The following is a 24918-nucleotide window of genomic DNA, read 5'->3' as shown; positions in this document are numbered from 1 at the left end:
ATACTAATTTTCTTCCATTGCCTCTTCTGTAAAATCACTGTCTTTTCCCCATTTACGCTCTACTAAATAATAAAGAGCAGGTAAAACAAATAGTGTCAAGATAGTTGCAAACAACAATCCATAAACAATTACTGTTGCCAATGGACGTTGAACATCAGAACCAATTCCTGTTGCTAATGAAGCAGGGAATAATCCTAATACAGCTACCGTAGCAGTCATTAATACTGGTCTAAAACGTTGTTCTGTCCCAAGTAAAACTGCTTCTTTCAATGCTGTTCCTTTTCTTCGTAAGTCATTGATGTGGGATATCATAATTACCCCATTTTGAATAGCCACCCCAAATAGAGCAATAAATCCTACTGCAGAAGAAACGTTTAAAGACATTCCTCTAACATTCAGAGCTAACATACCTCCAAATAATGCTAATGGTACAACAATCATCAACAATCCTGCTTGTCTAAACTGTCCAAAAGCACCGTATAACAATACAAACATCAAACACAAAGTCAAAGGAATAATTACAGCTAAACGACTATAAGCACGGTTTTGGTTTTCAAACTGTCCTCCCCATTCAACTTGAAACTTCTCGTGATCGTAAGTTACGTTATCTTCAATCTTTTGATGAGCTTCTTTTAACAATGACGCTAAATCACGATTACGCACGTTTAACTTAACAGTTAAGTGACGTCTATTCATCTCTCTTGTAATTGTACTTTCTCCTGTACTTGTTCTAACATCAGCAACTTGTGAAAGTGGAATCTTAGCTCCTGTACTTGATGTCAACATTAAGTTAGCAATCTTTTCAGGTGTATTTCTACTCTCTTCTGTATATCTCGCACTAATATCATAAACCTTATTTCCAATAAAGATTTGAGAAATTGCTTTACCTCCAATAGCCACCTCAATTAACTCTGCAACATCTGAAACGTTTAATCCATACTGAGCAATTTTATCTCTATTCGCGTGAATTTGTAATTGTGGTAATGGTGGTTCTTGGTCAATTGCTAAATCTACTGCTCCATCTACTGTTTTCAATGTTTCTAACACTTCATTAGCAATACGTCTTGTTTCGTGGAAATCTTCTCCATAAACTTTAACCACTAATTCACTATGTGCTCCTGATATTTTATCCATTACCCCATCAATCATTGGTTGTGCAAAACCAACTGTAAACCCAGGTAATGACTCATATTCTGCAGCAAGTTCTTCAATTAAATCATCTTTTGTTTTTCCGCGAGGCCATTCTTTATAAGGTTTAATACCTACAGAACACTCGAAGTGAGAAGGAGTAAACGGGTCTGTACCATCATCATTTCTTCCTGCTTGAACCATCACGTATGTAACCTCTTCATATTTCATTGTTCTTGCTCTTAGCGTATCACTTAGCTCTTTTGATTTTTCTAATGAAATACCAGGCGGCAATGTTACTTGTAACCATATAGACCCCTCATCTAAAGGTGGTAAAAAGTCTTTTCCTACCTTTATACTTAATCCTACAGTAATAGCAAGGACAACTAATAAAGGTGCGAAAACTTGCTTTGGCTTATCTACAATCTTGATAATTCGATTGTGATATAAAGCTGTTAGTTTCTCTAACCATTTATTGTGATATATTTTTCTTGGCTTTCTATAAACAGCATAAGCTAAACCAGGAATTAAGATCAGGGCAACTAACAATGCTCCAACTAAAGCATAACCAACTGTAAATGCCATTGGTGTAAACAATTTCTTTTCTACACGTTCAAAAGCAAATAATGGTAAATATGCTGTGATAATAATCAACGTAGCAAAGAAAATAGGCTTAGCAACTTCTTTTGTTCGCTCACCAATTGACTTCTCCTTTAATTCTTCCTTTGGATTATCTTCCCTTTTCTTCAGTATGGATTCCATCATTACAATAGCACCGTCTACAATAATACCGAAGTCAATAGCTCCTAAAGACAATAAGTTAGCTGGAATATTAGTGAAATGCATCATTATAAATGCAAACAACAATGAAATTGGAATTGTAATAGCAACTAATAATGCTCCTCTCCAACTACCTAAGAAAACAATTAATACTATAATTACTAAGCTAATTCCTTCAATCAATGTTGTAGAAACCGTATGTAATGTTGTATCAACTAAATCTGTTCTATCTAAAAACGTATGTATTTTAACTCCTTCTGGTAATAACCCATTATTTAGTTCATCTACATAAACGTGTATTTGTTCTAATACAATAGAAGGATTTTCTCCTTTTAACAATAGGACAATTCCCTCAATACTATCTGAGTAATTACGATCTTTATCAGTGTATCCTAAAACACCTTTTCTTTCAACATTTCCATACTTTAAACGACCTAAATCATTTAAAAAAACTGGAATACCATTCTCTGCCTTAACAACAATTTTACCAAGGTCCTCAAGGTCTTTTACTAATCCAATACCACGAACTACGTAACCTAAATCTCCTCTTGTTAATACACTACCTCCTGCATTTACGTTATTCTCCTCAATTGTCTCTGTTACATCACTTAAAGACAATCCATATTGCTCTAATTTATGCGGATCTAATTCAATTTGGAACTGAGTTGTAACTCCTCCAAAGTTAGTAACCTCTGCCACACCTGGCACTTGATTTAACTTTGGAATAATCATAAAGTTCTGTATATCTGTTAACTCGCGTAAACTATATCCTTCTCCTTCAATAATATAACGATATACCTCTCCAATTGGAGATGTTAGCGGATCAAGTTCTGGTGTTGCGTCATACGGTAGCTCAACATCATTTAACCGTTCTTGAATACGTTGTCTTGCAAAATAGTCTTCAATACCATCTTCAAATACAATCGTAATCATAGATAATCCAAAAGTACTATTACTACGCATTACGTGCATACCTGGCATACCATTCAAAGCACGTTCAATTGGAATAGTAATTTGTAATTCTATTTCCTCTGCTGCTAATCCTGGCACCTGCGTTACTACTTGTGATGTTGTATCTGCAATATCTGGATATGCCTCTACAGACAATTGTTTCCAAGAATAATATCCGAAAATACAAAGTAACACAAACAATGCAGCGACAAGCCATCTCTTATGGATAGCGATGTCAATTATATTTTTTTTCATTACTGCGTTCCTTTATAAATTAATAAGATTGAGGTAAGTAAATTCCTCCTTCGCTCACAACTTCATCACCTTTTCCTAACCCTGATAAAATCACTGTTTTATCACCAGATACTCCACCAATTACAACTTTTTTCTTTTTGTATTTGTTTGTATCTACTTTCACAAAAACGAAAGAATCGTCTTCTCCTTGTAACACAGCTCTTGATGGTATTAAAATAACTTCTTCTGGTTGATCGATAAAACGAACATTCACATACATTCCTGGTTTTAGAATACGCTTTTCATTATCTACCTCAATTAGCACGTCAATACTTCTTGTTTCTTCATCAACAATTTCATTCACGTGATAAATAACACCTTCCATTGGTTGATTTGGATAAGCAGCTAATTCAACTTGTACCTTGTTCAATTTTGCTAAGTGTTGAATATCCTTCTCTTTAATTTTGCCTACAATCCATATTTTACTCAACGAAGCAATTTTTACAACTGGGTCTGCATCGTCGTTAATATATTGTCCTAATACAATATTGTTTTCAAGTACTTCACCATTAATTGGAGAACGAACAGTTAATGCTTGTCCTAATACCAATGAATTTCCATCTACATTATAAATTGCCAATGCAGCTTTAGCATTGTCAAATGCAGCTTTAGCAATTGAATATTCTGTTTCAGACTCTTCAAACTCTTGTCTAACTCCTACTCCATTATTTAACAAGTCTTCTTGTCTTTTTAAGTTCAATGCTGCTTGCTTAAACTCTTGTTTTGAATCAAAATAATCTTTTTGAGCTTCAAAATAATCTGGAGAAGACACTTCAAAAAGTGGTGTATTTATACTTACCTTCTGTCCTAACTTAATAAAAGACTTTACAATTCGTCCTGAAAAAGGAGATGCTATCTCAGCATAATGGTTTGGAATAGCTTTAACTATTCCTGCAGTAACCAAATCAAAAGTGAATTGTTCTTCTGAAACGATATCAGTTTTTATTTTACTTTTTAAATTTGAATTTTCTGTCAAGGAGATAACCTGATTCTCTACGCTGTATTGGGCTGCATCACCTGCTTGTTCTTTCTTTTCTGAACAAAAACTTAGTAACACACTTACTCCTAAAATTCCAGCAAGTTTCAATGTTTTAGCCATTATGTTTGTTTTTTTATTTGTATTTATTTTTTATTCTTTTTTAACATCACTCTTAAAATGACATTAAAATTACTCAAAAACAAGGAGTTATCCTTAAATATCTCCTACCTTTTTAAGAATAATCAGCCTTCTGAAGACAAATCACATCTAAATCGTGCTTTTTTCATTAGTTTTTGTTTTTATTCTTAACTACAATAATTATGCTACTTTAAATTGAAGAAATAAGCTGCTAAACTGAAATAAATTAACAAACCTGAAATATCAACAATCGTTGTAATTGCCGGACTCGCAACAACTGCAGGGTCTCCTCCAAACTTTCTAACTATTAAAGGCAATGTTGCCCCAATAATTGTTGACGAAATAACTTGAAGTGAAAGAGCTAATGCAATTACTCCTCCTATGCTCACTAAAGAATAAGCCACTGGTATTTCTGTTTCCCAACTCAAGAAAACAACTTTTGCAAATGCTAACAATCCTAAACAAACTGAAAGCATTAAAGCAATTCTTGTTTCTTTCCACAAAACCTTTGCCCAAGACTTTAGTGTTACTTGTCCTAACGCCAATGCTCTGATGATAACTGTTGCAGATTGACTTCCTGCATTTCCTCCTGTATCTGCAACCATTGGCATATACAAAGCAAGTATCATCATCTGTGCTAATGCACCTTCATAACTATGAATAATAATTCCTGATATAATTCCTACAATCGCTAAGGTTACTAACCACACAACTCGTTTCTTAAAATGACCAAAAGTTGTTGTTCCATTATAATCTACCTCTTCATTACTACTCATTATACCCATAAAGCGCTCCATATCTTCAGTATGCTCTGCCTGAATAACATCTATCGCTTCATCGTGTGTTACTATACCAACTAATTGCTTTTTATCATTTATAATTGGTAATGCAACTAATTCATATTTATCTATTTTCTTTGCTACACTCTCACTTGATTCACTTACAAAACCGAAAACAAAATCACTATGTAATTCTTCCTCAACTAATACATCTGGCTCTGCAATTATCAAATCTTTTAAAGTAATAAACCCAACTAAAGTTTGATCTTCATTAACTACATACACATAGTAGATTGTCTTTTTAGACGGAGCATCTCTCCTTACTTTCTGAATTGCCTCAAAACAACTCATACTCTTAGAAACTGTCGCAAAATCTGTTATCATAATCCCTCCTGCTGTATCTGCTGGATAAGAACTCAAAGCAAGTACATCTTCTCTAATCTTCTTGTTTAAAAAAGGTAATAAATCAACTTGCTCTTGTTGTGTCAATAACTGAAATAAATCAGCGCGTGCATCAGAAGGCATTTCTTCAAAAATCTTTGAAAACAACTTCTTACTCACTTGTTGGAAAAAAGATAATTGCTTTACTAATGGAAACTCAGCAAAGATTTCTCCTTGCTCTTCTTTACTAAACTCATTGAATAAAATCAGCAAGTCTTTATTATCCATTAAACTAATTGCTTCACTAACATCTACTGTTGGCATCTTTTTCAATACTGGCACCATCAGCATCATTTGATCTAATCCTTGAAAATCTTGAGCCATTTTTCTCAATGTTACTTTTTCATTTTTATATAATCTCATCACATTCAGTTTTAAAGGTTAGTAAGTAGTCAACTCCCAAGTCACTTCAGAAACTCCATATTCCAAAGAAACTTTACTCGTCACTTTTTCTAAAATATCGTCTTTTCGACCTAAACAATAGATTTCAAATTTGAGATATGAAAAAGCAGGATTACCATTGTCTGTACTTTTTAAAGATCGCAATTGCAACTCCCTTTGCTTTTTTAAACTTTCTAAAACCATCACTCGAATGTGATTTTCAACTTCTTCTTTACACCCTACTACTATTTCATAGTGAACCTCTGATGAATCTATATCACTTTCAAACGACATCTTATTCATCAATGTTCCTATTGGTCGTAATAATAAATGGGCACTTACAATTAAAACAGCCATTACAATAGCCTCTTGCCACAGTCCTACCCCACACATTGAACCTACAGAGGCAGAACACCAAATTGTAGCAGCTGTATTGAGTCCTCTTATACTAAAGCCATCTTTCATAATCACACCAGCTCCTAAAAAACCGATTCCACTCACAACATATGATGCTACTCTACCTACTGCAGTCCCTCCTATTTGATAAGACATCAATACAAATCCGGCTGCTCCTATACATACTAATGTATTGGTTCTTAATCCCGCACTTTTCTGTCTTACTTGTCTTTCTGCGCCAATTAAAGCCCCTAAAACAAAGGCTAACGCTAATCTTCCTATAAATACTGAAATCAACATAATAACAACTTTTTATTCTTTCTTAATAATCATTGCTCAATGAGGATCAGAAAGAAAGTTTAACAATCATTCGTCTTAAAAAAGGACTCTAATTCCATAACTTCTGTTTTTTTTGACTTGGCAAAAGTAGAGGAATAAGCCTCCGATGGCTATTAGAAAGCTTTTAGAAAAAAATTAGAATTCTATTAGGATTCTATAAAACAAAAAAGGCACTCTTCAGTAGAGTGCCTTTATATGACCAAAAAATCATTTATATTGTAACAGTAAATATTGTTCCTTTGTTTACTTGTGATTGTACATCAATTGTTCCTTGATGTAACCTTATAATTTTATGAGTCAACGAAAGTCCTATTCCATTGCCATCAATTAGCTTACCATTTTCTCCTCGATAAAAAGGAGTAAAAAGATTATCTAAATCTTCCCTACTCATACCTATTCCTTCATCGGAAACTATTATCCTTAATTTATTTTCTGTATTCGAAATTGATATTTTACATTGTTGATCTTTAGAAAACTTACACGCATTTTCTAACAAATTCATTATCGCAACTTCTAACAGATAACTATTTCCTTTTATAGAAACCATTTCTTCACTATCTATCTTTTCATCAATCACAAAGTTGAACTTATAAGTTGGATTACTTTTTTGTAGTTTCTGACAAGCATCTAAAACAACCTCATCCATTCTAACAGATTTAAAAACAATCTCTGTTGGATCATAACTGGCTTTTGCAAAATCAAGTAAGCTATTTGATAATCGAACAATCTTTTTAGAATCTGCTAATGCATTTTCAATCGTCTTTACATAAGCATCAACCTCTTGCTCTTTTACTAATGCTAATTCAAGCTCTGCTATAATTGCAGCTAATGGTGTACGCAACTCGTGAGATATATTAGAGACAAACTGTTTTTGAGCATCAAAAGATTGCTCTAAACGATCCAACATTACATTAAAATTATTAGCTAAAGCTCCTAATTCGTCTCTGTTCTTTTCTGTACTAATACGAAGGTCTAAATTTGTAGCTGTTATATTATTTACCTCTTTATTCATTACTTTGATCGGTAATAATACACGATCAGCAAACAATCCTCCACAGATATAAATAACTATTAACGACACAATAGTTAACAAGGTAATGGTCAAAAACAAGTTGTGCATTTTTACATACCCATATTCATCTAAAGCCGTTGCTGTTAGTACATAGTCCTTACCATTATAAGAATAAACCATTCCAATAACTTGCCAGTCATCTTGAAAATAATGCACTCTTTTTTGAGATATAATCTTATCAATCATTGACTTGGTTTCCTTAACCCTATCAATTTCTTCTGCATCGTGATATAACAATTTAAAATCTAAGTCATAAATTGCAACCTCAACTTCATTGATTACTTCACTGTTAAAACGATAAATCTTATGTAGTGTTGAAGGATTAACTTTTGCTTCAAAAAAAAGCTTTGCTTTAGTTATTCCCTCTTTTTCTAAAACTTCAAAAAACTCAACTTCTCTATTTTTGGAAGAAGACCAATAAACAACAACCACAAATACTAAAAGTATTGTAGCTACTAACAAAGTGAACCATAAAGTAAGTTTACCTTTAATTTTCATTGCCTTTTAATATAAAGCCCATACCTGATTTAGTATGAATAATTTTATTATTGGGGTCTATCTCTATTTTCTTGCGTAAATAGTTAATATAAACATCTATAAAGTTTGTTCCTGTATCAAAATGCGTATCCCAAACTTTCTCTGAAATCTCTGTTCTTGACAGTACCCTTTCCGGGTTCTCCATCATATATTGTAGTAAATTAAACTCTTTAGGGGTAAGATGTATATCAACACCTCCTCGTTTAAAAGATTTCTCATTTAGATCTAATTCCAAGTCAGCATACTTTAACACATTTGATTCTGCTGTTTGCAAATGTTCAAAACGCTTTAACAATGCTCTTATTCGAACATATAGCTCTCTTATCTCAAATGGTTTTACTAAATAATCATCTGCTCCAGCATCAAACCCTTCTACTTTATCATCAGTTGTTCCTAAAGCCGTTAACATAATTATTGGAATCTGAGGCAACTCCTTTTTGATGTCCTTACACAAATCTATCCCATTAATTTTAGGAAGAACTACATCTGTAATTATAAGACTATACTCCTTTTGCAAGGCTAATTTCTTCCCCATATAGCCATCATAGGCTAAATCTACTTCAAAACTTTGCTCTTCAAGACTTCGACGCAGCAATTCTGCAACGCGTAAATCATCTTCTATAACTAATATCTTGTTCAAAACCAGAAACTTTTTTTTCGTGACACAAGTTAACTCTTTTTTTAAAAAGCCCCTCAGAATTAACCTAATACCATAAAAAAATCGCTCAAGCTATGTTGTAGCCTGAGCGATAACAGAAATAATAAAAACTTTACTTGCTGCTGCCTAATAATAAAATCTCAGCAACATCAATTTCGGTAACATAGCGCTTATTACCATCTTTATCTTCAAAGCTACGGTTAACTAACTTACCTTCAACAGCAACCTCTCTCCCTTTATCAACAAACTTTTCAACAATCTCTGCTCGCTTTCCCCAAACAACTATATCGTGCCATTGGGTTGTCTCTATTCTATCTCCTTTTTCATTATACGAAACCTCATTAATTGCAATAGAGAAAAATGCCCTTTTTCTATTTTCGCCATAAACTTTAACTTCAGGTGTTTGTCCAACTCGCCCTATTAATTGAACACGATTTTTTAATGAACTCATAATTTTTAGTTTTTGTTAATTTTAAAATATCAATTTTATTAATCAACAGAACCTATATCAAAAATAACACCCATTTTTAACAAATATTTGAATGTTAATATATTTTCTTTAGTTATATTGCTTTTGTATAATTTGTACATTACAAAACAAAAATAAATATGGAAACTACTATCAATAAAGTAGAGTTAAGAACTTTACAAATTGACGATTATCTTGAATTAAAGAAATCTATGTTAGAGTCTTATAAAGGACTTGAAGATTCTTATTGGAATAAAGATGAAATCGAACAGTTATTAAAAGTATTTCCTGAAGGACAATTAGTTGTATTAGTTGACGGTGTTGTTGTTGGCTCAGCTTTATCACTAATCATTGATGAAAAGCAGGCTATGTCTGCTCATACTTATGATCAGATCACCGGATTCTCAACTTTCAATACTCATAATCCTGAAGGAAGTGTTTTATATGGAATTGACGTATTCATACATCCTAAATACAGAGGTTTAAGACTTGGAAGACGTTTATATGACGCAAGAAAAGAAATGTGTGAACAATTGAATTTAAAGTCAATTATTTTCGCAGGACGTATTCCTACTTACTCTAAATATGCTGCGGAATTAACGCCTAAGCAATACCTTGACAAGGTTAGAAAAAAAGAAATTCACGATCCTGTGATGTCTTTCCAATTGGCGAATGACTTCCATATGGTTCGTTTAATGCGTAATTATTTAGAAGGAGATATCAGTTCTAAAGAATACGCTGTTCTATTAGAATGGAATAACATCTATTACGAAAAAGATGTTCAATTAATTAATGCTAAAAAAAGTGTTATTAGACTGGGGCTTATTCAATGGCAAATGAGACCATTCAATGATTTACAAGAATTCTTTGACCAAGCCGAATTCTTTATCAATGCTGTTTCTGATTACGAAAGTGACTTTGCAATGTTCCCTGAGCTTTTTACAGCTCCATTAATGGCAGACTACAATCACTTATCTGAAGCGGATGCTATTCGTGAGTTAGCTCGATATACTGATGACATTAGAAAGAAATTCCAAGAGTTTGCTATTTCTTATAACATCAATATCATTACAGGTAGTATGCCTTATTTAATTGATGGTACATTATATAATGTTGGTTTCTTATGCAAAAGAGATGGTACTTACGAAATGTATGCAAAAATACATATTACACCAAACGAAGTACACCATTGGGGTATGACAGGTGGTTCTAAAATTCAAACTTTCGATACAGATTGTGGTAAAATCGGTATTATGATTTGTTACGATGTTGAATTCCCTGAACTTTCTCGTTTACTTTCTGACCAAGGAATGGACATCCTTTTCGTTCCTTTCTTAACGGATACACAGAATGGTTATACACGAGTAAGAAACTGTGCAGCAGCCAGAGCTATTGAAAACGAGTGCTATGTTGCAATTGCAGGTTGTGTTGGTAACTTACCTAAAGTAAACAATATGGATATACAGTTTGCGCAAGCTGCAGTATTAACACCTTCTGACTTTGCTTTCCCTACAAATGGGGTAAAAGCAGAAGCAACTCCTAATACAGAGATGACGTTAATCGTAGATGTGGATGTTGACTTACTTAAAGAACTACACGAACACGGAAGTGTTAAGATTAAAAAAGATAGACGTTTAGATCTTTATCAAATCAATAAATTAAAATAATACTCTTTCAAAAGAAAGTTTTAAGCCGGATTAGGAATTATCTTAATCCGGCTTTTTATTATCCGAACACTTTTTTATTCTCTGAAGTAACACGAAACAAAAAACACCTAAAATACAGAGAACATTAATTACATAACTTGTATATTTACAACCACTTAAGTTATTGGCAAGAAACTTGTGACTCAAAATATTCTCTAAAAATATTACATTATGAAAAAAACACTAATAATCTCCTCTTTACTTACAGTAGCTGTTATAATGAGTAGCTGTTATAAAGATGAAGAATTAGACACAAATGCAGATATTCTTGAAGCTTATATTCCTTCAGAGTATTTAAAAACAGACCCTATTATTACGAATACAACAATTGAATTTAAAGTCAAATCTAATATAGACTTAGGAAAACAATCTCCTTTTTTTATTATATCTCCTAATGCTACTATGGACCCTCCAAATGGAACAACAAGAGATTTTAGTACAGCTCAAAAAGTTACAATTACTGCACAAGATCGTACTTGGAAGAAACTTTATACTGTTAGCTTTACTACTGATGAGCTAAGTTCAAGCTATACATTTAACAATGCCGAATTAACAAATAATGATCGATACTATCGCTTTTTTGAATATGGCTCTAATGGTGATAAAATATATGATTGGGATAGTGGTAACGCTGGTTATGCAACAGTCGCAGGTAAACTTCCTCCTGAAAGTTACCCTACAGGTATTGCCCCAGGAAGAAATGGCGGTCTTGCTGCCAAAATGCAAACCGTTTATACCTCACCATTAGCTGAGATTACTAAAAACCCAATTGCTGCGGGAAACCTTTTTATAGGGAGCTTCCAATTTGCAGGAATATCTAAACCTCTAAAATCAACACGATTTGGATTACCATATGAAGGAAATATGCCAAAATCATTAAGAGGTTATTTTAAATACAAAGCTGGTGATGTTGTTACAGATAAATATTTTAAACCTGTACCTAATAAAAAAGATTACTTTGATATTTATGCTATCTTATTTGAGAGTCGTTCTAAAGAGAATTACTTAGATGGTTCACATCAATTTAAAGATCCAAGAAATGTAGCTATTGCACGTGTACCTCAAGAACAGCGTATCGAAACAGATAAATGGACTGAATTTAATGTTCCCTTCGAGTTAGTAGCAGGTAAAACTTTTGACCCTGAAAAAAGCTATGTTCTCGCTATTGTAATGACATCCAGTATTGAAGGTGATGAATTTACTGGCGCAATAGGAAGTACCTTAATTGTAAATGAAATTGAACTTGTATATGACATTAAATAAGACACAATGAAAAACATAAAACTATATATAGCTCTACTTGCAAGTTCTATCTTTTTAACGGTACAACCTGCTTTTGCACAAGAAGAACAACAACTTTCAAATTTTAAAGAGTTCTTCAATAAAAATATAACATACCAAGTTCGTGCTCAATTTAGTATTGGAGGAAGTAGCCCTATGGGAATGCCAGCACAAATTAGAGAAATAAACAGCTATAACCCTACATTGCAAATTGGTTTAGAAGCGAATGCTACCAAGTGGTTTACAGACCAACAAAAATGGGGAATACGTACTGGGATACGCTTTGAAGGAAGAGGTATGAAAACTGATGCCAGAGTAAAAAACTATTACACGCAAATTGACGAAGATCACGGTAAACAAACAAAAGGTTACTTCACTGGAAACGTAAAAACTAATATGAAAAACTCTTATGTTACTTTCCCTGTGCTTGTAGTATTTAATGCTACAGAAAACTGGAATGTTTACGGGGGGTTTTACTTTTCTGGATTAATAGACAAAGACTTTAATGGATATGTATATGATGGTGTATTAAGAGAAGGAACACCTATAGGTGAAGTCGTTCCTTTTGAAGGTGACGACAAAGGACATTACAACTTTTCTCAAAACTTAAATAGGTTTCAATGGGGAACACAATTGGGTGGTGAGTATAAAATGAACAAACATTTTAAACTATTTGCTGATCTAAACTGGGGACTTAATCCTCTTTTTGAAAGTAGCTTTGATGCTATCTCATTCTCAATGTATAACATCTACCTAAATATGGGCTTCGGATATACATTCTAACTAAAAATTCATTTAACACAATACCAACAAGGGATTAAGTATTTTGCTTAGTCCCTTGTTCGTTTATTCTTATTTTTTTAGGTATTTAATAATGTTTCTGAACTTGTTTCACAATAAAACCTCAATAAAACCAACACTCATAAGGTTTCAATTATTGATTATCTACTAATAATTATCAATTCATTAATAATACATATCTTTTTACGAAAACTATCCATCATTTTAAAAGTCGTAACTTTGCGAACTTTATTTATCAATCTCTAAATTAATTTAGATTGAAAGATAAGCCTTTATAAAACAAAAACTAACATAATAAAACCCATGAGAAAAAACTACTTAATTTTTTCCTTATTAACTCTAATAGGAATCATGCTAACTTCTTGTATTAAAGAAGAAGCAGCTGATCAAAGAGCTGATATTTTAGCTGCTACTTTTGAAAATCAAAAAGAATTTTTGCTAACTGACCCTATCATTGAAAACGAATCTGTTGTATTCAGATTAAAACAAAACAATGATAATATGACTTTTGCTCCTAAGTTCACACTTACTCCTGGTGCTACTATCGTCCCTGCAAATGGTTCTATACATGATTTTTCTAAAGAAGCCGTAACATACACTGTAACTTCTGAAAGTGGGCAATGGAAAAAAACATATACTGTTTCTTTTATTAGAAGTGATTTCCCTACTTACTTTTCAATGGATAACTATCGTTTAAATAAAGCACCTGATACTTTACCTTATGATCCGAATAGAATATACGATTCTAGTGTATATACAGAATTCTTAGAGTATTTACCTGGTAGTGACGGAAAACAAAACCCTATTTGGTCAAGTGGTAACTCTGGTTTTTCAATAGTGCCTGCAGGTACTTTAAAACTAACTAACCCAAGTGGATACCCTACAACTGTTACTTTGGATGGTTACAAAAAAAGTGGCGTATTATTACAAACTATATTAACTGGTTTAGATCATAGTATGTCTGGGGTCTTTAAAATGCCTGGTATTGCTGCTGGAAATATCTTTGCTGGTAGTTTTAAATTAGAAATATTCTCTCCTGCAAAATCACCAAAATTTGGTATTCCTTATAATACAAAACAAAAACCTGCTGCTTTAAAAGGTTATTATAAATACAAAGCAGGTGATTTCTTTGGTAATAAAAACGAATTTGCATTAAAAGACTTAGATAAAGATACTTGGGATGGTTATGCTATTCTTTTTGAAAAAACAGAAAAAAATAACTTCTTAGCAGGCGATCATAATTTCAAAAGTGATAAAATGGTAATGGTTGCAAGAGTAGATTCAAACTTATACTCTGAAACTGATACTTGGACTGCTTTTGAAGCTCCTTTTAAACTTCTTGAAGGAAAAACCTTCGATTCAACGAAAGAATATATGATTGCCATTGTATTTACGTCAAGTATTCAAGGTGGTGATTTTAGAGGTGCTATTGGTAGTACACTTTATATTGATGAAGTAGAATTAATTCTTGAAGACAACTAATTCTAAATCCTAACAAACTTTTATAATGAAATATATTTATATAGCAATTTTTACACTTATTTCTTCAATCGGTTTTGCACAAACAGCTGAAGAAAAAACAGTTGAATTAACTACTGAAAATACAAATGCTTTTGTCAACTTCTTCAAAGATAATATGGACTATCAAGTTCGTGCTCAGTTTAGTATTGGAGGAGCAAGTCCTTTAGGATTACCAAGAGAAATTAGAACACTTGATAGCTACAACCCAACCCTTCAGTTAGGTTTAGAAGCTAATGCTACTAAATGGATTACAGAAGACCAAAAATGGGGTGTACGTGTTGGAGTTCGTTTTGAAGGTAAAGGAATGAAAACAAGAGCAAGAGTAAAAGATTACTTAACTCGTATTGAACAAGACAATACCGAATTAACAGGTTACTACAATGGACGTGTTTACACTCACGTTAAAAATACTTATGTTACTTTCCCTGTGTCTGCAGTTTATAAAATAAACCAAAAATGGAACGTTTACGGAGGTATATACTTATCAGGGTTAATTGACAAAAACTTTGATGGATATGTTTCTGATGGACAATTCAGAAAAGACACACCTACTGGTGAAGCAATTAACTTTGAAGGAGAAGCAAGAGCTCCTTATGACTTTTCTAAAGAAATAAATAGATTCCAATGGGGAACACAAGTTGGTGGTGAATGGAAAATGAATAATCATTTCAAACTATTTGCTGATATGACTTATGGTTTCAATGGTGTTCTTGACAAAGACTTTGAAGCTATCTCTTTCTCAATGCACAACATTTACTTAAACTTAGGTTTTGGATATAAATTCTAACACCAAAATATACCAATAAAAAAGGCTTGCAATTGCAAGCCTTTTTTTGTTTTACTCTTTCTTATTTGACTAATACTTGATCTGCCACTTTCGTAGTTCCATCTATTTCTTCTGTGATATCTAATCCAAGAATCTTAGCTATTAATGGATATACATCTACATTTTCAAATGTTGCAATCTTCTCTCCTTTTTTAATTTGAGGTCCTGAAGCAATAAAAATAGCATGCATCTCTTTAACTGTATTTGGATCAAAACCATGACTTCCGGCTAACTTTCTATTTGTAAAGTAATAAGGTGGTTCTGCTGTAATAACAATATCTCCTACTCTACCAAAACGATCATTGTCTCCTCCAAAATTAAACTCTTTTGGTAAATCAGCCTTCTTAAACACTTTCATCAATTTACTATCAGCCGCTTTCTGAATCTTTTTATACCATTTATTGATGTCTTTCTTATTGTTTACAAAAACACTCATATAAGTACCATTACTAACTAAAGTAAGCTCATCTTTTTCTACTTTCATTGGGAACTGCAATAGCGTTTCTTGATCTAACGCAAGCATTCCGTGATCCGAAACAACAACAAAGTTCACTGGTAAACCTGTTTTACTAACCTCAGCAACTAATTTCTCAATTGATCTATCTGCATATTGTACTGCCTCTTCTGTTTCTTTTGCATCAGGACCGTACGTATGCCCTGCGTGATCTACCTCTGGTAAATAGAAAGTAATAAAGTGTGGACGTTTTTCTTCTGGTAAACTCAACCATTTTACTACTTCTGCAATACGTGTATCCATTTCAAACTTCTCTGAATAACCGTAATAATATGAAGGATATGTATCTTTAATTGGAGCCTCTGACCCTGGCCAATAATAACAAGCACTCATCATTCCTTGTTGTTCTGCTAAAACCCATAATGGAGTACCTCCGTACCAAGCTGGATTGTGAACTGCTTTATAATTTCTAAGTGAATAACGCTCTTCAATCTTTGGATCAAAGATATTATTCCCTACTAAACCATGGTGTGCTGGATATAACCCTGTAGCAATTGTATAATGATTTGGAAAAGTAACTGATGGATAAGATGGTTGCATTGACTCTGCTCTAACTCCTTCTTCCCCTAATTTTTTTAAAAACTTGCTATCAAACTTTTCAATATAATCATATCTAAATCCATCAATAGAGATTAAGATTACATAAGGCTTTTCAAACTGTTTTGGATCATTCACACGATTCTCTGTAACAATTTGTTTTTCTGTTTCTTGTGCATTTGCTGTAGAGAAAACCCCTCCTACAAATGAAAACAAGACTAAGGATAAAAGTAATTTTTTCATGTTGTTTTGTATTTCGTAATCAAATATCTATAGATAAATTTATCCATACAAAGTAATTGCTTATTTTTATAACTATTTTAAAACAATAGCCTTTATTATGAAACAAATAAGCATTCTTGGATGTGGTTGGTTAGGAACACCTTTAGCCGAGCAATTACTTAAAAGAGATTACGTGATTAAAGGGTCTACTACAAGTCTTTCTAAAATGAATATGTTAGAAGACTTAAATATTAAACCATATCATATCGACATTTACCACAATAACTTAGAATATATAGACTACTTTCTTAAAGGTTCTGAATTGTTAATCATTACAATTCCTCCTATTAGAGAAGAGACACAGCCTTCTTATGCTGATAATTTTAAGAAAATAACCCCTTATATTAAGAGACACAACATCAAACAAGTCATTATGATGAGTTCTGTTTCTATATATGCTCCTTCTTCTGAAGTTATTACTGAGTTATACAATTCTTACTCTAATGAGCCAACTGCCAAACAAATTAGAGATGCAGAAAGCGTTTTACTTTGTGATCCAAGCATCAATGCTTGTATCTTAAGATTAGGTGGTTTATTTAGTGCCGATAGAAAACCAGTAAATTACATTGCTAAGAAAGAGTTCTTAGATAATCCTGATTTACCAATTAATATGATTCACCTTGAAGACATTTTAGCATTTTCAATGGCGATTATAGAAAAGGGGTTCAACTCAAATTGTATTTACAATATTGTATCTCCTAACTATGAAAGCAGAAAAGACTACTATTCTAAAGAAGCAAAAAAACACAATATAACGCTGCCTCCTTTAGGTGAAAACAATTGGGATACTCGCCGTAAGATATCTGGCCAAAAAATAAGTGAGTTTACCAACATAGATTATAAATACTAAATCACATCTCTTATTTTGATTCTGAAATTAGAAAAGATTCTTTTGATGTGTTTTACATTAATTTAACGCCTATTTTTCAGTATCTTGTAAGAAGTATGAAAGCTATTCATTATGAAGAAGATATTATTCCCAACTGATTATTCAGAAACAGCAAATAACGCTTTTAAGTATGCTTTACAATTAGCGGATTATAGCGATGCTGAACTATATGTAATACACGTTTATGACCCTCCAGTAATTTCAGGAGGTATTAGTCCGCATCTTGTGGATAATGTTATTAAGAAAAATGACTTTGAAAAGCTTGAACAACTTCACGCCAATAGTCCAACACTTATCGCTTTAAGAAAAGAGCTTAATTTAGAACACGTAGAAGTATTCTTTAAAGTAAAAGAAGGATTATTAATTCCTGAAATTCAAAATGCAATCCTTGAAAACAATATTGATTTTATTGTGATGGGGACAGATGGAGTTAATGCAAGTTTTCACAAAAAAATATTAGGTTCAAATACTGTAAATACAATCTCTAAAGTTGATATTCCCGTTTTGAGTATTCCTAAAGAAGCTGAATTTAAAAATATTGAAAACATTGTTTTTACAACTCGCTTAGAAGAAGAGGAAGAAGAAACATTAGAAGACTTAATTGAAGCTGCAAATAAACTTAATGCTAAGTTAAGTTGTGTTTATGTAAGTACTAAAAAGAAGCCCGATTGCAATGCGGTTTACAACAAATGGAAAGAAAAGTATAAAAACGAACCTGTTTCATTCCATCTTTTTAATACAGATAAAATAGAAAAGGTGCTACTTGACTTTATCACAAGTGAAAAAGTTGACTTAGTTGCTACTGTAAAGCAAAATAAAAGCTTTTTAGAGAGAGTTCTTTCAAAAAGCATAACTCAACACCTTGCTAAACATTTAAAGGTACCATTCTTTGCTTATAAAGCGAAAAAGAAATAAAAAAGGGAGCTAATGCTCCCTTTTTATATTTATACTTTCTTGAAAACTAATTTCAAATCCATTAATCTAATACCATCTCTGGCACATCTCCTTCAATAATTAAAGTTACCTCAGAAGCTTTAATAATGTCCTCAACTGTAACACCTGGAGCGCGCTCTAATAATTTAATCCCTTCTGATGTTACTTCAAGAACGGCCAATTCAGTTACAATCTTCTTCACACATTTTACTCCTGTCAATGGCAAGCTACATTCTTTAAGAATCTTTGACTCCCCTTTTTTGTTTACGTGCATCATTGCTACAATGATATTCTCTGCTGAAGCAACTAAATCCATTGCTCCTCCCATTCCCTTTACCATTTTACCTGGAATCTTCCAATTGGCAATATCTCCTTGCTCAGAAACCTCCATAGCGCCTAATATAGTCAAATCTACGTGCTTTCCTCTAATCATACCAAAACTTGTAGCCGAATCAAAAAAAGATGCTCCTGCTAAGCTTGTAATCGTTTGTTTTCCGGCATTGATTAAATCTGCATCTTCTTCTCCTTCAAAAGGAAAAGGTCCCATTCCTAAGATACCGTTCTCACTTTGAAACTCAACATTCATTCCTTCTGGAACATAATTAGCTACTAATGTTGGAATACCAATTCCTAAGTTTACATAAAAACCATCTTGTAACTCTTTTGCTATACGCTTTGCGATACCTACTTTATCTAACATAATACTAATTTAAAGGTGAATTAATTTTTTGTGCGAACTGTACGTTGTTCAATTCTCTTCTCGTATTTCTCTCCTTGAAAAATACGCTTAACAAAAATTCCAGGAACGTGAATCTCATTAGGATCCAACTCTCCAGCTGGCACAAGCTCTTCAACTTCTGCTACTGTAATCTTTCCTGCACCTGCCATACAAGCATTAAAATTTCTTGCTGTACCTTTAAATATTAAGTTACCTGCTTCATCACCTTTCCACGCTTTTACAATTGCAAAATCTGCTTCAAATGCGTGTTCTAATATATGTGGTTTTCCATTAAAATCACGAACTTCTTTTCCTTCTGCCACCTCAGTTCCAAACCCTGCTGGTGTATAAAATGCAGGAATACCCATTTGTGCTGCTCTACACTTTTCTGCCAATGTTCCTTGTGGTGTTAATTCTACATCTAACTCCCCTGATAACATCTGTCTTTCAAACTCTGCATTTTCACCCACATAAGAAGAAATCATCTTCTTAATCTGATGTTTTTGCAACAATAGCCCTAATCCAAAATTATCCACTCCCGCATTGTTAGAAATACACGTTAATCCAGTAACATTTTTTCTGACTAATTCAGCAATTGAATTCTCTGGTATCCCGCAAAGTCCAAAACCACCAAGCATAATGGTCATATCATCTTTTATATCTGCTAACGCCTCTTGAACGTTTGCTACTTTTTTATTAATCATAGTTTCTTGGTTTTAGAATAGGCACCTAAAATACAAAAAAAAACGCCTTTAAAAAAAGGCGTTTTTCTATATTAAAAATCAAATTCATCAGTGGATGTTTCTCCTCCTTCAACTTGATCATCAGTCTCTGGTTGAACTACTTTAGTACAATCAACTCGAATTGATAAGTTTTCCGGCACTTTAAATCCTTCTCTTGAAACGTGTAATGTTTTATCAGCATAACATTTATTCATAAATATACCCCAGATTGGCAAAGCTAATGTAGCCCCTTGTCCGTAAGTCATTGTTCTAAAATGAGCTGCTCTATCATCGTTTCCAACCCAAATACCTGTAGCTAAATCAGGGACCATTCCGATAAACCATCCATCACTATTGTTCTGACTCGTTCCTGTTTTACCAGCAATTGGATTGGTAAACTTATATGGGTGACCTGTTACTCGTTTGTATCCTGCTCCTTGCCAAGTTGTACGTAAACGCACCCCTGAACCTGACTCTGTAACTCCTTCCAGTAATTTAATAATTGCATAGGCAACATCTTTACTTAAGACATCTCTTGTTTCTGGAATAGCATTAAACAAAATAACACCGTTTTTATCTTCAATACGTGTAATAAACGTAGGCTTAATATAAACACCTTGATTAGCAAAAGTACTATAAGCCGCAACCATATCACTTACTGTAATATCAACAGCTCCTAATGCGATTGCAGGACTTTGAGGAATATCCGCAGACACTCCTAAATCTCGTGTCATATCAATAACCGCTTTCGGCCCTACTTTGTCCATCAACTTAGCTGTAACTGTATTTACAGATCCAGCAAGTGCTTGTTTCAACGTCATAATACCTCTATACGAACGATTAGAGTTTTGTGGACTCCAATCCTTGCTGATTCCATGACGTCCTTTAGGCATCGTAAAAGGCGAGTCAATAATAGAGTCACAAGGTGAATAGTGCAATTGTTCTATTGCTGTAGCATATACGAACGGTTTAAACACAGAACCTACTTGTCTTGCTCCTTGACCTACGTGGTCATATTGGAAGTGCTTATAATTAATCCCTCCAACCCAAGCTTTGATATGTCCTGTTTGAGGCTCCATCGCCATCATACCAGCTTGTAAGAAATGCTTGTAATATAAAATTGAATCACGAGGAGTCATAACAGTATCTCTTTCACCTTTCCAAGAGAATATGCGCATTTTTGTTTTTACTTCAAATGAACTTACTATCTCTTTTTCAGATTTACCTTGTGCAGTCATCTGTCTCCATCTTTCTGAAGACTTCATTGCACGTCTTATAATACCATCATACTCTGATTGATTAATCTTATAAAACGGAGCCATCTTATTGTTCTTTTGATCAATAAAAAACTCTTCTTGTAAGTTTGAAATATGTGCTTCTACTGCTTGCTCTGCATACTTTTGCATACGTGAGTCAATAGAAACATAAATCTTTAAACCATCTCTATAAATATCATACGTTTTTCCGTCTTTCTTAGGATTCTCTTTTACCCAACGACGCATATAATCACGAAGGTATTCACGGAAATATGTTGCCAAACCTGCTTTATGACTTTCAGGAGTGAAATTTAAAGCTAATGGTTTCCCTTGTAAAGTAGCACTCTCTTCTTGTGTAATAAAGCCGTTTCTGGCCATTTGATGAAGTACAACATTTCTACGTTTTTGTACTAATTCTGGTCTTCGAACAGGATTGAAATAAGCAGGGTTTTGCAACATCCCTACAAACATAGCTGCTTCATCAATTGATAAGTCTTTAGGTTCTTTTCCTAAATATACACGCGTTGCCGAACGAATACCAACTGCATTATTAACAAAATCTGCTTTGTTCAAATACATCGTTAGAATCTCCTCTTTCGTATACTGTCTTTCTAATTGGATAGCGATAACCCATTCCTTACCCTTTTGCATAATACGCTTAGGTAAGCTACGAGATCCTTCTCCGTGAAATAGCAATTTAGCTAACTGCTGTGTAATTGTACTTGCTCCTCCACTACTTCCTACTGAAGTAACTGCACGCAACGTACCTCTTGCATCAATACCTGAATGCGTTCTAAATCGCTCGTCTTCAGTTGAAATTAATGCATTAACTAAATAATCTGGTAAATCTTCATATTTAACTGGTACTCTATTCTCTAAATAGAACTTACCTATAGTTTTTCCATCAGAAGAAATTACTTCTGTAGCAACATTACTTGCTGGATTTTCTAAGTCATCAAAGGTTGGCATCGGGCCAAAAACCCCCCAAGATGCGCATAAGAAAAAGAAAACTACAGCGGCAATACCACCTAAAAATAATAACCAAAAAGCTTTTAAATACCCTTTATAGCTGGTAGTTTGCTTTTTTTCTTTTTTGTTTTGTTGTTTTGTACTCATAAAGTATGACTAACTTCTTCCTTTTTATTCGCTTTTTTCAATTCGGAATCCAACTTCTGAAATTCCGTCTAAGGCATTAACACCTTCTATTTGACCAAGTTCCCTTACAACTTGCTCTATTGTAAACTTATAGTTTCCTGACTCAGGGAATTTATACCCTTCTTTCAGCCATAATTTACTCTCTTTTACATCTGCAAATCCCGTTCCTAATAATGTTCCATCAGGCTTAGCCATTTGAAACTGAAGTGTATCCACAACAATATCATTATTAGGTTGATATGTTTTTAATATCACAAAAATATTACTAAAAGGATAATCCTTATTAGCACGAAGATTCATATACAAATCATAATCTTGAACTGTATCTTTTACTTCATAAACGAATGCTTTTACATCTTCTTTTGTCCAGCGCCCTTCCGTCCCTTGATATTGATCAAAAACAATATTAGGATTTTGTTGACAAGACACCATAGTCAGACATAAAACACTCAATATCAATAAATAATTACTAATTTTCAGCATTTGAATTATTACTTGACGAATTGTTATTTCTTGGTTTTTTATTTCTATTAGGACGATTAACTCTTGGTGTTTTCGCTTCCTTATTTGCGTTAGTTGAATCCGCTGATTCTTTTGCAACAGGCTGATTATTACCCTCTTTAACCTTATCCTTATTTGTATTTGTATTTGGACGCTCTGTTTTATTCTTTACGCGAGGACGTTGTGGTTTAGGTCCCTTTCCTTCTTTGTCATTAGTTCTAACAGGTCTTTCCTTTTGCTCACCAACATTCTCCTTTTTAGAACCTTTTGGTTCCTCTTGTCCTTTTGGTTTTTTATTACGTGTTGGTTTCTTCTTTCTCTTAGGCTGATCAAAACGAGTTACACTATCGTGCTCTGCTGCAACTTCAAAATCAGTTGTTTCAACCTCAATCTCGCTCATATAACTTTCTAACTCTAAACCTTTTTCATCACGTTTATTTAGAGCTAAAATTTCTTTTACGTGACTTGTATCTAATACATACCAATTTGCAGAATTGTTGATATAAGCAAACCACATCTGCCCTTTAAAAATATCTATTTTCTGACAAATAGCTAATCCTTTAACTGTCATTAATTTAGTATCTGAATCTGGCATATCTTTCAATGCTTCCAAATACGTATCTAATTCAAAGTTTAAACAACATTTCAACTTACCACATTGCCCAGCAAGCTTTTGAGGATTTAATGATAATTGTTGGTAGCGAGCAGCAGATGTATTAACACTTCTAAAGTCTGTCAACCAAGTTGAACAACACAATTCTCTACCACAAGAACCTACTCCTCCTAAACGAGCTGCTTCTTGTCTAAATCCAACTTGTTTCATCTCGATACGAATACTAAACTCACGAGCGAAATCTTTAATCAACTGTCTAAAGTCAACACGCTCACTTGCTGTGTAGTAAAAAGTTGCCTTTGAAGCATCTCCTTGAAACTCGACATCAGAGATTTTCATCTCTAAATTTAGAGCAATTGCCATTTCACGAGCACGAACTTTTACTTTCTCTTCTCTTGCTCTCGCTTCTTGCCAAATATCAATGTCTTTTTGTGTTGCTTTTCTATATATTTTTAGGATCTCACCATTGGGATCAGCTTTCTTTTTCTTCATTTGAACTTTTACAAGTTCTCCCGCTAATGATACAATACCAATATCGTGTCCAGGAGAAGACTCTGTCGCTACAATATCTCCAATACTTACTGTAAGTTCTTTTGGATAGCGATAAAAATCCTTACGTCCGTTTTTAAAACGTACTTCAACTATATCATAAATCTCGGTTCCAGTAGGATAAACCATATTGGATAACCAATCAAAAACTGCTAATTTATTACAACTGTCTGTTCCGCACGTTCCATTACTTTGACATCCTCTCGGCGTCCCACTACTATCTTTTCCTGTTGAACAATTTGTACAAGCCATCTACTTTTTTTTATATATTGATCTCTATAAAGAGAGTTATTTTTAATTTTACTCGCTGTAAAGATACTATTTTTACAAGTTCCTTTTAGAATTTTTTATTCTACTACCTTATAACCACTTTTACTACACTTCCTATTTACTTAACTTTCATTAAAACAAATATTTACTATTCCTTTTAATATCCATTTTTCTATATCCTAATGCAAGAATGATTGCGAAATTGACAGTTTTTCCTAATTCACACTTTTTTAGCGTTAAAAGGTTTTATTCAGCTATTTATAAAAAATCAACCCTTAATAAAACAGCACATTTCTCAAATCATTTAATCTATAAATTATTGGCCGTTAAATCCAACCTTAATACATTAAATTCTCACGCGACAGCAAACTTCTTAATGATAAAAATCACAATAACAAATGACTTGACCCATCCTGAAATAACTGTACAGCTATAATAGGACGAGACATAGTCAAAAAATGTTGATTAGGCAGCGCAAACGAAAAGCATACACAACAGATTC

General features: G+C 33.3%; 20 protein-coding genes. 7 read left to right on the top strand and 13 right to left on the bottom strand.

What is annotated here, in order from left to right; genetic code table 11:
* Positions 1-3 precede the first annotated feature (3 nt).
* The 7 genes from AABL81_RS02795 to AABL81_RS02765 all read right to left on the bottom strand — a co-directional run bounded on the left by AABL81_RS02795 (position 4) and on the right by AABL81_RS02765 (position 9324).
* Positions 4-3114 (bottom strand): efflux RND transporter permease subunit, encoded by a 3111-nt coding sequence (locus tag AABL81_RS02795; RefSeq protein WP_341340305.1) that lies wholly within the window; start codon positions 3112-3114, stop codon positions 4-6.
* A gap of 19 nt (positions 3115-3133) precedes the next feature.
* On the bottom strand, positions 3134-4252 hold the full coding sequence (locus AABL81_RS02790; protein ID WP_341340304.1) for an efflux RND transporter periplasmic adaptor subunit: 1119 nt from the start codon (positions 4250-4252) through the stop codon (positions 3134-3136).
* Positions 4253-4455: 203 nt separating this feature from the next.
* Positions 4456-5853 carry a magnesium transporter gene (gene mgtE, locus AABL81_RS02785; protein ID WP_158209691.1) on the bottom strand — a complete coding sequence of 466 codons (1398 nt, stop codon included), beginning with the start codon at positions 5851-5853 and terminating at the stop codon, positions 4456-4458.
* A gap of 18 nt (positions 5854-5871) precedes the next feature.
* The gene (locus tag AABL81_RS02780) at positions 5872-6567 is read right to left on the bottom strand and encodes an MgtC/SapB family protein (protein WP_158209692.1); all 696 of its coding nucleotides are present in this window, start codon (positions 6565-6567) and stop codon (positions 5872-5874) included.
* Between the two features lie 250 nt (positions 6568-6817).
* On the bottom strand, positions 6818-8176 hold the full coding sequence (locus tag AABL81_RS02775; protein WP_341340303.1) for a HAMP domain-containing sensor histidine kinase: 1359 nt from the start codon (positions 8174-8176) through the stop codon (positions 6818-6820).
* Complete coding sequence (locus tag AABL81_RS02770; RefSeq protein WP_158209694.1) at positions 8166-8855, bottom strand: response regulator transcription factor; 690 nt, start codon at positions 8853-8855, stop codon at positions 8166-8168. The genes AABL81_RS02775 and AABL81_RS02770 overlap by 11 nt, the downstream gene beginning before the upstream one ends.
* 130 nt (positions 8856-8985) lie before the next feature.
* Positions 8986-9324: a single-stranded DNA-binding protein gene (locus AABL81_RS02765; protein WP_158209695.1), complete on the bottom strand. Its 339-nt coding sequence runs from the start codon at positions 9322-9324 to the stop codon at positions 8986-8988.
* Between the two features lie 158 nt (positions 9325-9482).
* Between AABL81_RS02765 and AABL81_RS02760 the strand changes: the two genes are divergently transcribed.
* The 5 genes from AABL81_RS02760 (at position 9483) to AABL81_RS02740 (ending at position 15438) form a co-directional block, all read left to right on the top strand.
* Complete coding sequence (locus AABL81_RS02760) at positions 9483-11009, top strand: bifunctional GNAT family N-acetyltransferase/carbon-nitrogen hydrolase family protein (protein ID WP_158209696.1); 1527 nt, start codon at positions 9483-9485, stop codon at positions 11007-11009.
* Between the two features lie 210 nt (positions 11010-11219).
* On the top strand, positions 11220-12311 hold the full coding sequence (locus AABL81_RS02755) for a PCMD domain-containing protein (protein WP_158209697.1): 1092 nt from the start codon (positions 11220-11222) through the stop codon (positions 12309-12311).
* Between the two features lie 6 nt (positions 12312-12317).
* A complete protein-coding gene (locus tag AABL81_RS02750) occupies positions 12318-13112 on the top strand; it encodes a porin family protein (protein ID WP_158209698.1) in 795 nt (264 codons plus the stop codon).
* Between the two features lie 321 nt (positions 13113-13433).
* Entirely contained in the window at positions 13434-14612 is a 1179-nt protein-coding gene (locus AABL81_RS02745) for a PCMD domain-containing protein (protein WP_341340302.1), read from the top strand.
* Between the two features lie 25 nt (positions 14613-14637).
* Complete coding sequence (locus AABL81_RS02740; protein ID WP_341340301.1) at positions 14638-15438, top strand: porin family protein; 801 nt, start codon at positions 14638-14640, stop codon at positions 15436-15438.
* Between the two features lie 61 nt (positions 15439-15499).
* Here the strand turns inward: AABL81_RS02740 and AABL81_RS02735 are convergent, their stop codons facing one another.
* Positions 15500-16771: an alkaline phosphatase family protein gene (locus AABL81_RS02735; RefSeq protein ID WP_341340300.1), complete on the bottom strand. Its 1272-nt coding sequence runs from the start codon at positions 16769-16771 to the stop codon at positions 15500-15502.
* Positions 16772-16868: 97 nt separating this feature from the next.
* On the opposite strand from AABL81_RS02735, the gene AABL81_RS02730 reads away from it, so the two are divergent.
* Both AABL81_RS02730 and AABL81_RS02725 read left to right on the top strand, forming a co-directional pair.
* Entirely contained in the window at positions 16869-17660 is a 792-nt protein-coding gene (locus AABL81_RS02730) for an NAD(P)H-binding protein (RefSeq protein ID WP_158209702.1), read from the top strand.
* Positions 17661-17771: 111 nt separating this feature from the next.
* Positions 17772-18614, top strand: coding sequence for a universal stress protein (locus AABL81_RS02725; protein WP_158209703.1), 843 nt, complete (start codon positions 17772-17774; stop codon positions 18612-18614).
* Positions 18615-18675: 61 nt separating this feature from the next.
* Here the strand turns inward: AABL81_RS02725 and AABL81_RS02720 are convergent, their stop codons facing one another.
* From AABL81_RS02720 to ricT, 5 genes are all read right to left on the bottom strand, one after another.
* Positions 18676-19332 carry a CoA transferase subunit B gene (locus AABL81_RS02720; RefSeq protein WP_158209704.1) on the bottom strand — a complete coding sequence of 219 codons (657 nt, stop codon included), beginning with the start codon at positions 19330-19332 and terminating at the stop codon, positions 18676-18678.
* 20 nt (positions 19333-19352) lie between these two features.
* On the bottom strand, positions 19353-20054 hold the full coding sequence (locus AABL81_RS02715) for a CoA transferase subunit A (protein ID WP_090404392.1): 702 nt from the start codon (positions 20052-20054) through the stop codon (positions 19353-19355).
* Between the two features lie 71 nt (positions 20055-20125).
* Positions 20126-22444, bottom strand: a complete 2319-nt coding sequence (locus tag AABL81_RS02710) for a penicillin-binding protein 1A (RefSeq protein ID WP_341340299.1) — start codon at positions 22442-22444, stop codon at positions 20126-20128.
* 24 nt (positions 22445-22468) lie between these two features.
* Entirely contained in the window at positions 22469-22966 is a 498-nt protein-coding gene (locus tag AABL81_RS02705; protein ID WP_158209706.1) for a gliding motility lipoprotein GldH, read from the bottom strand.
* The gene (gene ricT, locus AABL81_RS02700) at positions 22953-24398 is read right to left on the bottom strand and encodes a PSP1 domain-containing protein (RefSeq protein ID WP_341340298.1); all 1446 of its coding nucleotides are present in this window, start codon (positions 24396-24398) and stop codon (positions 22953-22955) included. Before ricT ends, AABL81_RS02705 begins: the two co-directional genes overlap by 14 nt.
* Positions 24399-24918 lie beyond the last annotated feature (520 nt).

The organism is Myroides sp. C1519 (assembly GCF_038039755.1).
Lineage (GTDB): Bacteria > Bacteroidota > Bacteroidia > Flavobacteriales > Flavobacteriaceae > Flavobacterium > Flavobacterium phaeum_A.
This window is presented reverse-complemented; position numbering and strand designations above follow the sequence as displayed.

Bases quoted from the DNA above. Each gene is read 5' to 3' on its own strand.
- AABL81_RS02745 (WP_341340302.1), top strand. From the start codon at position 13,434: ATGAGAAAAAACTACTTAATTTTTTCCTTATTAACTCTAATAGGAATC.
- AABL81_RS02765 (WP_158209695.1), bottom strand. From the start codon at position 9,324: ATGAGTTCATTAAAAAATCGTGTTCAATTAATAGGGCGAGTTGGACAA.
- AABL81_RS02735 (WP_341340300.1), bottom strand. From the start codon at position 16,771: ATGAAAAAATTACTTTTATCCTTAGTCTTGTTTTCATTTGTAGGAGGG.
- AABL81_RS02760 (WP_158209696.1), top strand. From the start codon at position 9,483: ATGGAAACTACTATCAATAAAGTAGAGTTAAGAACTTTACAAATTGAC.
- AABL81_RS02755 (WP_158209697.1), top strand. From the start codon at position 11,220: ATGAAAAAAACACTAATAATCTCCTCTTTACTTACAGTAGCTGTTATA.
- AABL81_RS02795 (WP_341340305.1), bottom strand. From the start codon at position 3,114: ATGAAAAAAAATATAATTGACATCGCTATCCATAAGAGATGGCTTGTC.
- AABL81_RS02715 (WP_090404392.1), bottom strand. From the start codon at position 20,054: ATGATTAATAAAAAAGTAGCAAACGTTCAAGAGGCGTTAGCAGATATA.
- AABL81_RS02790 (WP_341340304.1), bottom strand. From the start codon at position 4,252: ATGGCTAAAACATTGAAACTTGCTGGAATTTTAGGAGTAAGTGTGTTA.
- AABL81_RS02775 (WP_341340303.1), bottom strand. From the start codon at position 8,176: ATGAAAATTAAAGGTAAACTTACTTTATGGTTCACTTTGTTAGTAGCT.
- mgtE (WP_158209691.1), bottom strand. From the start codon at position 5,853: ATGAGATTATATAAAAATGAAAAAGTAACATTGAGAAAAATGGCTCAA.
- AABL81_RS02705 (WP_158209706.1), bottom strand. From the start codon at position 22,966: ATGCTGAAAATTAGTAATTATTTATTGATATTGAGTGTTTTATGTCTG.
- AABL81_RS02780 (WP_158209692.1), bottom strand. From the start codon at position 6,567: ATGTTGATTTCAGTATTTATAGGAAGATTAGCGTTAGCCTTTGTTTTA.
- AABL81_RS02740 (WP_341340301.1), top strand. From the start codon at position 14,638: ATGAAATATATTTATATAGCAATTTTTACACTTATTTCTTCAATCGGT.
- AABL81_RS02720 (WP_158209704.1), bottom strand. From the start codon at position 19,332: ATGTTAGATAAAGTAGGTATCGCAAAGCGTATAGCAAAAGAGTTACAA.
- AABL81_RS02725 (WP_158209703.1), top strand. From the start codon at position 17,772: ATGAAGAAGATATTATTCCCAACTGATTATTCAGAAACAGCAAATAAC.
- AABL81_RS02710 (WP_341340299.1), bottom strand. From the start codon at position 22,444: ATGAGTACAAAACAACAAAACAAAAAAGAAAAAAAGCAAACTACCAGC.
- AABL81_RS02730 (WP_158209702.1), top strand. From the start codon at position 16,869: ATGAAACAAATAAGCATTCTTGGATGTGGTTGGTTAGGAACACCTTTA.
- AABL81_RS02750 (WP_158209698.1), top strand. From the start codon at position 12,318: ATGAAAAACATAAAACTATATATAGCTCTACTTGCAAGTTCTATCTTT.
- ricT (WP_341340298.1), bottom strand. From the start codon at position 24,398: ATGGCTTGTACAAATTGTTCAACAGGAAAAGATAGTAGTGGGACGCCG.